Below are 13,145 nucleotides of genomic sequence, written 5' to 3'. Positions count from 1 at the left end.
TCCCTCAGGCTTTGGGCACTCAGCGAGTGCAGGTTTCCGAGCTGCAATGGGCCTGCCGCGCAGCATGCTCGGCCGCGCGGCGCAAGGCGCGGCCGAAGATCACACGGCTGATCCAAAGAGGGAACTGATGGCGGTGCCGGGCGATCCAGGGGTAGAGGGCCTCGCTCAGGGGGCGCAACAGGGGCATGGACAGGGCGCGGCTGACGGCGGGCAGGCCGACCGCCGCATAGGCCAGGCGAAACACCTCCACGCCGCGAATCACTTGACCGTCTGCACGCAGCCCATGCATCAGCGTGAGCAGGTCTTCTCGGCTGCAGCCGGTGGGCGGGCCGGCAAAGTCAGGGGCCGAAACATCGACAAAACGCAGCAAGCCCTGGGTGTTACGCAGCATCAGATTGCGCATCTCGCCGTCGCAGAGCGGGCAGGCCGATTCGTAGAACAGGGTCAGAGGAAAGGCTGCCGGGTCGGGGTGAAAAAGCTTGGTTTGCATGTTGTGCCTGATATTTCAGTAGAAACAGAAATTTGTAGCCAAAAAAAAGGGCGGCGATGGGCGATGGGCGATGGGTCTTGGCCGCCCTCAGTTCATTCCTTGCCGTCGGCGCCGCGAACGAACTTCTGCACGCTGGCGCCCAGTTTCAACACCTTCTCCAGCGTCGTGGGCGAGAGTCGCAGCATCTCTTCCGACCAGGCGCCCAAGGTGTCCATAAAGCGCAAGGCTTCGCGCACGCGGTCCTGGGCATCGGCGCTTTCCCTGGCAAAGCCTGGATCGGCCACCAACTCACCCAGCACCCGCACGGTCGGGTCAAACTCGCGTTCCTTGCGCTCGCGCACAATGGTGCGGAAGAGCTCCCAAACGTCAACCGAGGTTTCAAAATAGTCGCGCCGGTCGCCCAGCACATGGGCGACGCGAATCAAATTCCAGTTCTGCAACTCCTTCAGACTGGTGCTGACGTTGGAGCGCGCGACGGCCAAGGTCTCCGCGATTTCCTCGGCATGCAGGGGGCGGCCATGAAAGAAGAGCAGGGCGTGAATCTGCGCCACCGTCCGGTTGACGCCCCAGGCATTGCCCATCTCGCCCCAGTGGACGACAAATTTTCGTGCGACATCGCTAAGTTCCATGGCTGTAAGTCTAGTGTGTCTGTAATTTCTGTCAATACTGAAATTTGCTTCAATTTACAGTCGCGCGACGAGGCTAAATTCACTCGCCACCAGGGCCTCAATCGCCTTCCTGGCTGCTGTGCCCACTGACGCTGGCGGCTTCGGTTTGCAAGAGGTCCAGCACCACGATCTCGTTGCGACCCGGGCGTAGCCAGCTGGCGGGGCAGTAGAGGCGTTGCTGGGGGCCGATCGCCCAGAAGCGGCCTAGATTGTGGCCATTGACCCAGACCAGGCCTTTTTTGAAGCGGCTCATATCGATAAAGGTGTCGGCCACTGTTTGCAGCTCGAAGCTGGCGGCGAAAAACTGCCCCGGCCTTGCGTCTGGCCGCGCTTCTTGCGGGGCGAGTTTGGGCAGGCGACGCACCCAGGACTCTTGCAGCGGCAGCGGGAATTGCTGCCAGTCCATCAAGGTCACGCCGCCCAGGGTGGCGCGTTCGGTAATGCCTTTGCGGTCGATCAGATGCTGGCCGAAATTGATGCGGCCCATGGCTTCGACCAGGATGTCCAGCTGGGGCAGGGCGGCATCGCTGGCGGGGAGCTCGATACTGTTTTGGCCCAGGCGCCGGTCGATGCTGCCGATGTAGCGCCCGTCCAGAAACACGGTGGCGTAGTCGTGCAGTTCCGTCAGAACCAGCTTGCCGGACTTGGGCCCACGCAGCTGGCTGCGATACAGCATCAGGCCCTGGTAATGGCGCAAGGCCTCAAAGCTCTGCGGGCTGGGGCTGGCCAACGGCTTGGGCAGCAGCTGCCAGATCGAGGCGATGGGCTTGAGGCTGAACTCGGGCAGGCTCATGGCCGGAATCGGCGGCGGCAGATCGGGCAAGGGTGGCAGGCCAGGCGCGCGGTAGCGGCTCAAGAGCTCGCGCAAGGCCTGAAACTTGGCCGTGGGTCGGCCTTGCTCGTCGATGGGGGCGTCGTAGTCATAGCTGGTGACATCGGGCTCATAGCCCTTGCCGCCGCTATTGGCGCCGGCCGTGAAGCCGAAGTTCGTGCCGCCGTGAGCAACGTAAAAGCTGAAGGACTTGCCGGTCTTGAGCAGGAACTCCACCTCCTCCAGCAGTGCTTTGCTGTCCGGCTTGGCCCAGGGCTCGCCCCAATGGCTCAGCCAGCCGGGATAGGTCTCGCTGCTGAACACCGGCACGCCGGGGTTGATGCGCCGGGCCAGCGCCCAATGCGCTTCCTCGCTGCCGGAGTCCAGGCCCACGGCGACACCGGGCAGGGTGCCGGACTCCAGCATGGCAGGGGTCGGACCATCGGCCGTGTAGAAGGGGATCTGGATACCGGCCTCTCGCCACTGCTGGGCCAGCCAGGCGGGGTAGCGCCGGTCATTGGCATAGCTGCCGTACTCGTTCTCGATCTGCAGCATCAGCAGCGGGCCACCGCGCTGAATCTGCAAGGGGGCAACTTCGCGGGCCAGCGCACGGACGTAGCGCCGGACGGCCTTGAGATAGCGCGGGTCCATGCCGCGCAGGCGGATGTCGGGCGTGCTGAGCAGATAGGGCGGCAGGCCGCCCAGATCCCATTCGCCGCAGACGTAAGGGCCAGGTCGCAGCAGCACCCACAGGCCTTGGGCTTGGGCCAGACGGATAAAGCGTTTGAGGTCGCGCCCCTCGCTTTTGAAATCGAACTGCCCCTCGATGGGCTCATGCTGATTCCAAAAGACATAGATGGGCACGGTATTGCAGCCCATGGCCTTGACCATGCGCAGGCGATGCTCCCAATAGGCCGACGGGATGCGGCTGGGGTGCAGCTCGCAGCCCAGCAGCTGAAAGGGCTGCTCGTTCAGCAAGAACTGCTGGCCGGCGAGTTTGAAACTGGCCGGGGCCGCCTGTGCAGCGGGCGGCGACAGCAAGCTCAGGGCAACGGTGCAGCCGAGGAACAAGCGGGCGAAGCGAAGCAGAGCAGGCATGGCGAAAACTTTCACGGGCCGTTGGCGAGAAGGCAGTGTCGCCAGTCAAAACTTTCGATCTATTGGCGATTCCACCTGTTTTGCTCATGGCCTGGCAATTTCTTCGCAGAAAGAGACTTTGATCGAAACAAAGATCCGGCTTGCTTCAGCATTTCTTTCGTTTCAAGCCCGGCCAATCGCCGCCAACACATGCTCGACAAATCGCCGCAGCTTGGGCAGTTGCTGGCGGTCCGGGCCATAGACCAGATGCACCGGCCGCGCTGCAGGCGTGCAGTCTTGCAACACGGGCACGAGGCGGCCCGCGGCGAGGTCCTCCGCCAACAAGACTTCGGGCTGCATCACCAGGCCCAGGCCTTGCACGGCCGCGGCACGCAGGCTCTCGCCCTGGTTGCTGCTGAAGCGGGCTTGCTCGGGCCACAAGGCGGTGTTGGGCCCGTCCTGCAAGACCCATTCGGAGCGGCGCTGCCAGATGGCGTGGCTCAGGCAGCGATGCTGGCTCAAGTCGGCCGCGCGCTCGGGCCGGCCATATTCGCGCAGATAGCTGGGCGAGGCGGCGATCACCATGCGGTAGGGCTGCAGAGGGCGGGCCACCAGGCCTTCGTTGCCCACGCTGCCGATGCGGATGGCGGCGTCAAAGCCTTCGCTGGCCAGATCCACCAGGTTGTCGCTGAGCTGCAGCTCAGCGCGTACCTCGGGGTATTGCTGGAGAAAACTGGCCAGCAGCGGCGCCACCCGCTGATTGCCCAAGGTGACCGGCGCACTGATGCGCAACAAGCCTTGCGGCGCCTGGCGGCTGCGCTCCACCGCGGTCTCGGCCCAGCGCACCTGTTCCAACACCCGTCGGCAGTCTTCCACAAAGCCCTGGCCCAGCTCGGTCAGGCTCATGCGCCGGGTGCTGCGCTGAAACAGGCGGGCACCCAGATGAGCCTCCAGCTGCTGCACATGCTTGCCCACCATCACCGGTGACAGGTCCAGCTGCCGCGCCGCGGCGGCAAAGCTGCCCGCCTCCACCACCGCCACCATCACTTCCATTGCGCGCAGCTTGTCCATCTGGATTCAAAACTCAAAGTTTATGGTGAATGAAGATATGGCTAGTTTATTGCTTTGATGATTTGCAAAAGAATGGAGGCACTTCTTCTTCAACACAGGCACGCTCAGGCGTGAAACAGCTCATGAAAATCTTGCTCATCGGCGCCTCGGGCACCCTCGGTCAAGCCGTCGCAGCCAATCTGGGTGCGCGCCACGACATTGTTCGCGCCGGCCGTAACAGCGGCGAAGAACGGGTCGATCTGACCCAGCACGACAGCGTGCAGGCCTTGTTCCAGCGCCTGGGTCGGGTGGATGCCATCGTGTCGACGGCGGGGCGTTTGCACTTCGGCCCCTTGAGCGAGATGACGGCAGCCCAGTTCAATATTGGCTTGCAAGACAAGCTCTTGGGCCAGGTCAATCTGGCCCTGCTGGGCCAGCACCACCTCAGCGAGGGCGGCTCCATCACCCTGACCAGCGGCATCGTGGCCATCGAGCCGATTCGCCTGGGCGCCAATGCGACGGCGGTCAACGCCGCGCTGGAAGGCTTTGTGACGGCGGCCGCGATTGAGTTGCCGCGCGGGATCCGCATCAATGCCGTCAGCCCCACGATCTTGACCGAGTCGGTGCCGGCCTATGGCAGCCTCTTCGCTGGGTTTGAATCGGTGCCCGCCGCCCGCGCTGCCCTGGCCTACCAGCGCAGCGTGGAGGGGGCGCAGACGGGACGTGTGTTGCGGGTGGACTGATCCGCCCTGGCATGAAAAAAGCCCGCAGGTTTTAGGCCTGGCGGGCTTTTGTGCATGGGGCTCGCGGCTTACTTTGCCAGGGCCGGGAAGGTGTAGCTGGCGCCGATGCCGAGCGGAATGTCCAGGGCCCAGAAGCCCAGCAAGAACAGGGTCCAGCTGAACATCAGCAGGATGGAGTAGGGCAGCATCAGGGCCAGCAAGGTGCCGATGCCGGAGGACTTCACATACTTCTGGCAGAACACCACGATCAGCGGGAAGTAAGGCATCAGGGGCGTGATGATGTTGGTGGAGGAATCGCCTACCCGGTAGGCGGCCTGGATGAAGTCGGGCGAGAGGCCCAATTCCATCAGCATGGGCACCATGATGGCGCCGATCAAAGCCCATTTGGCCGAGGCCGAGCCGATCAGCAGATTGACGAGACCGGTCAGCATAATCATGCCGATCAAGGTCGCGCCCATGGGGAAGTGCATTTCCTTCAACCAGCTGGCGCCCTTGATGGCCAGCAGCGCGCCCAGATTGGACTGACCAAAGGCGTAGATGAACTGGGCGCAGAAGAAGGCCATCACGATGTAATAGCCCATGCCGCTCATGGCCTTGCTCATGCCCTTGATGACATCGCCCGAGTTCTTCACCGAGCCGGCGGCATAACCGTAGACCACGCCGGGAATCAGGAAGAACACAAAGATCAGGGCCACGATGGATTTCATCAGCGGCGCGGAGGACGCGGCCAATTCACCGCTGGCGGCGCGCCAGGGCGAGTCGCCTGGCAAGAGCGTCAGCGCGAACAAGGCGCCCGCCACCAGAATAGACACAGCGGCCAGCAGCAGGCCTTTCTTCTCCACCGCGCTGAGCGCCTCCATCTTGGGCAGCTCGGCCGGGTCGCCGTCGATCTGCGTTTGCTTCAAGCGCGGCTCGATCAGCAGGTCCGTAATGGCCCAACCCACCAGCACGATCAAGATTGCCGAAGCGGAGGTGAAGTAGAAGTTGTTGAGCGGGTTGATGACGATTTGAGCAGCCGCCGGGTCGGCCGAGAGCCGGGCCGAGGCCTGGGTCAGGCCGGCCAGCAAGGGGTCCAGGCTGGAGGGGATAAAGAAGGTGGCCGAAAAGCCGCCCGACACACCCGCAAACGCGGCTGCGATGCCGGCCAGTGGGTGGCGGCCGGCGGCGTAGAAGATCACCGCGCCCAGGGGGATGACCAGCACATAGCCCGCATCCACCGCCACATGACTCAAGATGCCCACGGCGATCAGCACCGGGGTGAGCAGGCGCGCCGGGGTGACGGCCAGGATGGAGCGCAGGCCGGCGTTGATGAAACCGGTGTACTCGGCCACGCCCAGGCCTAACATGGCCACCAGCACCACGCCCAGGGGCGGGAAGTTGACGAAGGTGCCCACCAGATTGGCCGCAAAGGCGGTCAAGGCCGCACCCGACAAGAGGTTTTTGATCTCCAGGGCTTTGCTGGTGCGCGGGTCGATCTCGCTGAACTGCATGCTGGACATGGCCCAGGAGGCCAGGGCCACGACGGCCAGCAGCAGGGCGAACAAAATCGCCGGATCGGGCAGTTTATTGCCCACACGCTCGATGGCGTTGAGCACGCGCGCCAGGGCGCCTGGCGGGGCGTTTGAAGTTGCTTGAGTGGTCATGGACGTTCGCTGTGCGGTCAATTCTTGAGAGGCCGAAGTTAACCATGAGTGCGCTGTTTTTGAGCCAGCACGGCGCTTGCAAAGAGCGTTTTGCGCACGCCAGACGGGATTGTTGGGGCGCTAGTCGCGCTATTGTGCGAACAGTGGCGCAATCCTGCCCGGATACAAAAAAAGCGGCCCGTGGGCCGCTTTTGTGTTCAGGCTGAAACGCCTCAGGCCGTCACGCCCTTGGCTGCTTCTGCGTACTCTTCAATCTGATTGAAGTTCATGTACTTGTAAATGGCAGCGCCGTCCTTGTTCACCACGCCCATGGCTTCGTGATACTCGGCCACGGTGGGGATCTTGCCCAGCTTGGAGGCAATCGCGGCCAACTCGGCCGAAGCCAGGAACACATTGGTGTTCTTGCCCAGGCGGTTGGGGAAGTTGCGGGTCGAGGTCGAGACCACGGTTGCACCCTCGCGCACCTGCGCCTGGTTGCCCATGCACAGCGAGCAGCCCGGCATTTCGGTGCGGGCACCGGCGGTGCCGAATGCCGCGTAATGGCCTTCCTTGATCAGCTCGCTCTGGTCCATCTTGGTGGGCGGTGCCACCCACAGCTTGACGGGGATGTCGCGCTGGCCGCCCAGCAGCTTGGCGGCGGCGCGGAAGTGACCGATATTGGTCATGCAAGAACCGATGAAGGCTTCATCGATCTTGGTGCCGGCCACTTCGGACAGGGTCTTGGCATCGTCCGGATCGTTGGGGCAGCAGAGGATGGGTTCCTTGATGTCGGCCAGATCGATCTCGATGACGTGGGCGTACTCGGCGTCCTTGTCGGCTTCCAGCAGGTTGGGGTTGGCCAACCAGGCTTCGACCTTCTCGATGCGGCGCTGCAGGGTGCGAGCGTCGGCATAGCCATCGGCGATCATGTTCTTCATCAGCACGATATTGCTGGTGAGGTATTCCTTGATCGGCTCGGGGTTGAGCTTGACGGTGCAACCGGCGGCGCTGCGCTCCGCCGAGGCGTCGCTCAGCTCAAAAGCCTGCTCAACCTTGAGGTCAGGCAGACCTTCGATTTCCAGGATGCGGCCCGAGAAGGCGTTGATCTTGCCGGCCTTGGCCACCGTCAGCAGGCCGGCCTTGATGGCGTACAGCGGGATGGCGTGGACCAGGTCACGCAGGGTGATGCCGGGCTGCATCTGGCCCTTGAAGCGCACCAGCACCGACTCGGGCATGTCCAGCGGCATCACGCCGGTGGCGGCGCCGAAGGCCACCAGGCCCGAGCCGGCCGGGAAGGAAATACCGATCGGGAAGCGGGTGTGCGAGTCGCCGCCGGTGCCCACGGTGTCGGGCAGCAGCAGACGGTTCAGCCAGCTGTGGATCACGCCATCGCCCGGACGCAGGGCTACGCCGCCGCGGTTGGAGATGAAGGCGGGCAGCTCGCGATGGGTCTTCACGTCCACCGGCTTGGGGTAGGCCGCGGTGTGGCAGAAGGATTGCATCACCAGGTCGGCGCTGAAGCCCAGGCAGGCCAGGTCCTTCAGCTCGTCGCGGGTCATGGGGCCGGTGGTGTCTTGCGAGCCGACGGTCGTCATCTTGGGCTCGCAGTAAGTGCCGGGGCGCACGCCCTGGCCTTCCGGCAGACCGACGGCGCGGCCGACCATCTTCTGTGCCAGGGTGAAACCGGCCTTGGTGGCGGCCGGCGCAGCGGGCAGACGGAACAGGGTGGAGGCAGCCAGGCCCAGGAACTCACGCGCCTTGGCGGTCAGCGAGCGGCCGATGATCAGGTTGATACGGCCGCCGGCGCGCACTTCGTCGAACAGCACATCGCTCTTGAGCTTGAACTCGGTGACGGTGGCGCCGTCCTTCACGATCTTGCCTTCATACGGGAGGATGTCGATCACATCGCCCATCTCCAGCTTGGACACGTCCACTTCGATGGGCAGGGAGCCCGAGTCTTCTTGTGTGTTGAAGAAGATGGGGGCGATCTTGCCGCCCAGGGTCACGCCGCCGAAGCGCTTGTTCGGCACGAAGGGGATGTCTTGCCCGGTGGCCCAAATCACGCTATTGGTGGCAGACTTGCGCGAAGAACCGGTGCCGACCACATCGCCCACGTAGGCGACCAGATGGCCCTTTTTCTTCAGGTCTTCGATGAACTGCATCGGGCCGCGCTTGCCGTCTTCTTCGGGCTTGAAGGCCGCGCCTTCGCGCGTGTTCTTCAGCATGGCCAGGTAGTGCAGGGGGATGTCGGGGCGGCTCCAGGCGTCGGGCGCGGGCGACAGGTCGTCGGTATTGGTTTCGCCGGGCACCTTGAAGACGGTGACGGTGATCTTCTTCTCGACTTCGGGGCGGCTGGTGAACCACTCGGCCTCGGCCCAGCTCTGGATCACGTCCTTGGCCTGGGCATTGCCGGCCTTGGCCTTTTCTGCCACGTCGTGGAAGAAGTCGAACATCAAGAGCGTCTTCTTCAGCGCGGCGGCGGCGGTGCCGGCGACTTCGGCGTCGTCCAGCAGGTCGATCAGGGGCTTGACGTTATAGCCACCGACCATGGTGCCCAGCAACTCGGTCGCCTTGGTCTTGGAGATCAGGGCGACGCTCAGATCACCGTGAGCCACGGCGGCCAGGAAGCTGGCCTTGACCTTGGCGGCATCGTCCACGCCCGGGGGAACGCGGTGGGTCAGCAGGTCGAGCAGGAAGGCATCTTCGCCAGCCGGCGGGTTCTTGATCAGTTCGATGACCTCGGCGGTCTGCTTGGCGTCGAGTGCCAGCGGCGGGATGCCGAGGGCGGCGCGTTCTGCGACATGTTGGCGATAGGCTTGCAGCATTGCGTTCTCCTGGGTTGCTGTAGGGAGGGGCTGGGGGGCTTGTTCAGGCCTCTTGCGGCTTGATGAGCTTCAGCCCTTTGAAGTAATCACGGAAAAATGTCTCGTCGCTGGTGATCAGGCCATTGCATTGCAGCAAAGCATGGGCACCGACGATGAAGTCGGGCACGGTTCTTTGGCGCGCGCCACCGCGGCTGCGGTAGCGGCGTTGCATCTCGCCGGCACGGATGGCGGCTTTTTGTTCGACGGCGCTGAAGGCTAGGCCCATATCCTCCAGGGCTTGCATGGCTTGGTCACCCCCTTGCAGGGCGGAGCAAACCTCGGCCACCACCACATCGCAGACGACCACCGGGCCGTGGCTCAGGGCCTCGCGCAGGGCGGCTTCGGCCAGGTCGGCGCGTTCGCTGCCGCTGAGCAGGTCGATGAGAACGGAGGAGTCGATGGCGATCATGGGCAGGGCCTAGCGCCGCTCATTGTTCCACCGGATCGCCGGGGGCGCGACCACGAACAGCGCGCATCGCATCGTCCACCGAGCCAAAGCCGTCGAGCTTGAACTTGCCGCGGGCGCGGGAGATGGCGTCGTCGACGTTTTTGCGCAGGATGATGCGTCCGCCGTCGAGTTCCACCTTGAGGATGGTGCCTTTGCTCAGACCCAAAGCATCACGCACGGCCTTGGGCAGAGTGATCTGACCTCGTTCGGCAACGGTTGCTTCCATGCTGGCCTCCAAAAAAGGCGCGCAGCTGAGGGCTGATGCAGCTTCAGGACTACGCGGTATGACGCGGAAAGTATGCATTGATTTTACATACTTTCCGCGCTCAAGCCAGTCCTTGGCGGCCGCCGACCGCTGCCTTGCGTGTGCTTTTCGCACCTCGCAGGGGTTGGCGAAGCCGCTTTGCCCCCTTGGCGTCACGCCTCCCGGCGTGCGCTCTTGCGTTTACTTCTTGGCGGGGGTGCTTGTCGGGGCGGTGGTGACCGCGGGTGCCGGTGCGATGCCCAGGCCGCCGCTGGCTTCGATGCCCGAGGCGGCGGCTTCGGCCGCAGCGGCGCGGGCCAGGTCGATCAAGGTGCGCTGCTCGGGGTTGATGCACTCATCCACCAGGCGTTGGCCTACATGGGTGTCCATCAGCATGGACTTGTTGGCGATCTGGATCATCAGGGTGCGGCCGGTCACGTCTTCCAGGCGCAGGGCGCCGGTGCTGGACAAGACAGGTTTCATGGTGAAGACCTGTTTTTGCCAGGCCACATCCAGATAGCCCTCGGTCTTGGGGTGCTTGGTGATGTTGATGGTCTGCTTGAACTCGCAGTCGTACTGGCCCATATAGGCGCGCGAAGCGGCGTAGAGCTGTTCTTCATTGGCTTCGGGCAGCACCACTTCCACCGGAGCGGGCTTGGCCGCCGCCTTGCCCTTGGCGGCCTTGACGGGTTTGGCTGTTTTGGGGGCGACCTTGGCGGGGGCGGCAGCCTTGGCGGCGGGCTTGGCCGCAGCAGCCGCCTCAGGAGCGGCCAGTGCGGGCGCAGACAGGCTTAGCAGGCCGGAGCTGCACAGGCCGATGAGGGAGAGGCGCAGCAAGAAAGGTTTCAAAGTGCTCATGGCGAAATGAAAGATAAAAAGTTCAGAGGATGAAGATGAGGCGCTGGGCCTGCTCCGAGGGAGTGGCGGCGCCGGCTTTGGGTCCTTGCTTGCTGACGAGGGCTGGGGCAGGGCGGCATGCCTAAAGAAAGCTGGCTTTCATGGCTGCACTGCGTAGCCCTTGTCGGGTGCCGCATTCTCGCTCGCTCCGCGAGCTTGAATGAGCGGCAGACTGTGTCAAGTCGTTGTGGCTGTCGCTTGAAACACGCACAGTCTGCCGACATCCGAGCCGCGTGGGCTCAGTCGGCCGAGAAATAGGCTTGCCGAATCTCGATCGGCAGGTGATGGCCTGTGCGATGCGCGCGCTCCAACAGCTGCCAGAAGAATCGATAGCTGGCGCGGTCATGCAGGGTGTCGCGGTACTGGATGGGGGCCCATTGCGCGGCCTGCGCCGCCTGAATGATTTCGATGGCCTCATCCAACTCGGCCACGCTGGGGGCAAAGGCGTCCAGGATCACCTGGATCTGCCCAGGGTGAATGCTCCACATACGGGTGTAGGCGAACTCGCGCGCGGCGCGGGTGGCGGCAGCGTGCAGGGCCGAGCTGTTCTTGAACTCGGTGACGACGCAATGCGAGGGCGTTTTGGCGTAGCTGTGGGCCGCGGCGGAGATCTCCAACTTGGCGCGGGCAATCAGTGGGTGGGTGAACTGGCCTTCGGCGCTGAGGGCGTAGCGCGGGATGGCGCCGCGGTGAGCCGAGACGAAATCCATCAAGCCAAAGGACAGAGACTCGATGCGCGGATGGGCGGCGATGGCCTGCACATCGCGCAGTGCGCCATGGGTTTCGATCAGTGCGTGAATGGGCAGAGGCTTCTTGATGCCCTTGCGCAGCAGGCAGGCATCGATCTGGCTGCAGGCCGCCTGCACATCGGCCAAGCTATTGGGCTTGGGCAGCATCAAAAAGGCGAGGGATTCGCCAGCGCTGCCGATCAGCGTGTCGATATCGGCTTCGAAATCGGGGTGATCGAAGGGGTGCACACGGGCGCCGACGCGGCCAAAGCGGTTGGCGGGGCTCAGCAGCTTCTCTGCCACCATCTCGCGATGCTCTTGCTCGCCGCCGACCGGGGCGCCGTCCTCCAGATCCAGGGTGATGTCGAACACTGGGCCCATCTGGGCCTGCAACTCCAGGCTTTTATCCATGCGGACTTCGACGCCGCAGTAATGGTCCACGATGGGCAGGGCAGGGCTCAGCTCGCTGTCGTCGAACAAGGCTTTTTTGGGGTGGAGGAGGGAGGTCACAGTGATTTGCTTGCGTCTTGGTTTGGAACGCGATATTGCCACGGACCGGATCAGTTGCTGGCCAGCTCGGTGGTGCTGCTTCGGCTTGGGGCTCGATTTTTCAAGTAGTTGAGTAGCACAACTACTTGAAGTAAGCCCGAGCCAATTTGTACCGTGTTTGGGTTCTTGCGATATAAAAGTAGTGAAACTACATTCTGTTGACCGGTTGATGCCGGAGTGTGGGTGAGAGATGGGGCAGCTCCGAATGCCTCGAACTTCAACAGGAATGACAGATCATGAAAATCAAGAAAATCGCAGCATTGGTTCTGGCGAGCGCCTTGTCCACGGCTTCCATGGCCGGTGGCTTGTTTGATGGCTTTGTGCTTACCAGCACGGGCTCGGGCAATACCTGGTATGACGCCTCCAGCAGCACGGCCAACCCTGACTGGACGGGTTTGGTCGCGACGATCAACCAAGGCGGCAGCTTCTTGCTGGGCGCTCAGGTCACCAGTTGGCCCGGCCAGGGGGTGTGGAACGGCTTTGACGCGGTGAGCTTGGTGTATTCCATCGACGGTGGCGCGGCACAAAGCCTGAATCTGCCATTTGCTCGCAATGTGAATGCTTCGGATGACCAGTGGGAGCAGCTGGCCAGCAGCAGCTCGGCAAACATCGGTCAGAGCCTGTCGGCCGGTCTGCACACGGTCAATGTGCGCTTCCAGGCGGTGGACAATGCCGTGGGTGGCAGCGGCACCGTGTGGTTGGACAACGGTGGCAACGGCTGGTCTGCCAATGTCAATGTGATCGCGGCCAGCGTGCCGGAGCCAGCCAGCACAGCGCTGTTCCTGGCGGGCCTGGGCGTTCTGGGCTTTTTGGGCGCTCGCCGCAAGCAGGGCTGAACACAGGTCTTGCCCTAGGAGTCTGCGCGGCAGAAGAGGCGTCGGCTGCGAAGTGGCCGCAGCAGCCCATTTCGCACCGGCTTTTCGCCCTATAGCCGGGCTATGGGGCTGCAAATCC

At 63.4% G+C, this 13,145-nt stretch carries 12 protein-coding genes; 2 read left to right on the top strand and 10 right to left on the bottom strand.

Going from position 1 to position 13,145, the window contains the following annotated elements:
- Nucleotides 1-19: 19 nt before the first annotated feature.
- The 4 genes from DBR47_RS14130 to DBR47_RS14115 form a co-directional block, all read right to left on the bottom strand.
- The gene (locus DBR47_RS14130) at nt 20-490 is read right to left on the bottom strand and encodes a thiol-disulfide oxidoreductase DCC family protein (protein WP_124451127.1); all 471 of its coding nucleotides are present in this window, start codon (nt 488-490) and stop codon (nt 20-22) included.
- A gap of 92 nt (nt 491-582) precedes the next feature.
- Nucleotides 583-1,119, bottom strand: coding sequence for a GbsR/MarR family transcriptional regulator (locus DBR47_RS14125; RefSeq protein WP_124451125.1), 537 nt, complete (start codon nt 1,117-1,119; stop codon nt 583-585).
- A gap of 97 nt (nt 1,120-1,216) precedes the next feature.
- Nucleotides 1,217-3,067 carry a beta-galactosidase family protein gene (locus DBR47_RS14120; protein WP_124451123.1) on the bottom strand — a complete coding sequence of 617 codons (1,851 nt, stop codon included), beginning with the start codon at nt 3,065-3,067 and terminating at the stop codon, nt 1,217-1,219.
- Between the two features lie 162 nt (nt 3,068-3,229).
- On the bottom strand, nt 3,230-4,117 hold the full coding sequence (locus DBR47_RS14115) for a LysR family transcriptional regulator (RefSeq protein WP_124451121.1): 888 nt from the start codon (nt 4,115-4,117) through the stop codon (nt 3,230-3,232).
- A gap of 122 nt (nt 4,118-4,239) precedes the next feature.
- Here DBR47_RS14115 and DBR47_RS14110 point away from each other — a divergent pair, with 122 nt between their 5' ends.
- Nucleotides 4,240-4,839 carry a short chain dehydrogenase gene (locus DBR47_RS14110; protein ID WP_124451119.1) on the top strand — a complete coding sequence of 200 codons (600 nt, stop codon included), beginning with the start codon at nt 4,240-4,242 and terminating at the stop codon, nt 4,837-4,839.
- 68 nt (nt 4,840-4,907) lie between these two features.
- On the opposite strand, the gene DBR47_RS14105 is transcribed toward DBR47_RS14110, so the two are convergent.
- The 6 genes from DBR47_RS14105 to DBR47_RS14080 form a co-directional block, all read right to left on the bottom strand.
- On the bottom strand, nt 4,908-6,482 hold the full coding sequence (locus DBR47_RS14105; RefSeq protein ID WP_124451117.1) for an AbgT family transporter: 1,575 nt from the start codon (nt 6,480-6,482) through the stop codon (nt 4,908-4,910).
- A 212-nt stretch (nt 6,483-6,694) separates the two neighbouring features.
- Nucleotides 6,695-9,286: a bifunctional aconitate hydratase 2/2-methylisocitrate dehydratase gene (gene acnB / locus DBR47_RS14100; protein WP_124451115.1), complete on the bottom strand. Its 2,592-nt coding sequence runs from the start codon at nt 9,284-9,286 to the stop codon at nt 6,695-6,697.
- Nucleotides 9,287-9,329: 43 nt separating this feature from the next.
- Nucleotides 9,330-9,734: a type II toxin-antitoxin system VapC family toxin gene (locus tag DBR47_RS14095; RefSeq protein ID WP_124451113.1), complete on the bottom strand. Its 405-nt coding sequence runs from the start codon at nt 9,732-9,734 to the stop codon at nt 9,330-9,332.
- 19 nt (nt 9,735-9,753) lie between these two features.
- Complete coding sequence (locus tag DBR47_RS14090; RefSeq protein ID WP_124451111.1) at nt 9,754-9,999, bottom strand: AbrB/MazE/SpoVT family DNA-binding domain-containing protein; 246 nt, start codon at nt 9,997-9,999, stop codon at nt 9,754-9,756.
- A 219-nt stretch (nt 10,000-10,218) separates the two neighbouring features.
- The gene (locus tag DBR47_RS14085; RefSeq protein WP_124451108.1) at nt 10,219-10,875 is read right to left on the bottom strand and encodes a hypothetical protein; all 657 of its coding nucleotides are present in this window, start codon (nt 10,873-10,875) and stop codon (nt 10,219-10,221) included.
- 278 nt (nt 10,876-11,153) lie between these two features.
- Entirely contained in the window at nt 11,154-12,152 is a 999-nt protein-coding gene (locus tag DBR47_RS14080; RefSeq protein WP_124451106.1) for a CoA ester lyase, read from the bottom strand.
- 275 nt (nt 12,153-12,427) lie between these two features.
- Here DBR47_RS14080 and DBR47_RS14075 point away from each other — a divergent pair, with 275 nt between their 5' ends.
- Nucleotides 12,428-13,027: a PEP-CTERM sorting domain-containing protein gene (locus DBR47_RS14075; protein ID WP_124451102.1), complete on the top strand. Its 600-nt coding sequence runs from the start codon at nt 12,428-12,430 to the stop codon at nt 13,025-13,027.
- Nucleotides 13,028-13,145: the final 118 nt, after the last annotated feature.

Source organism: Paucibacter sp. KBW04 (assembly GCF_003852425.1).
In the GTDB taxonomy this organism is placed as follows: Bacteria; Pseudomonadota; Gammaproteobacteria; order Burkholderiales; family Burkholderiaceae_C; genus Paucibacter_A.
The sequence above is the reverse complement of the archived record's forward strand: the minus strand, read 5'-3'. Positions and strand labels throughout refer to the sequence as shown.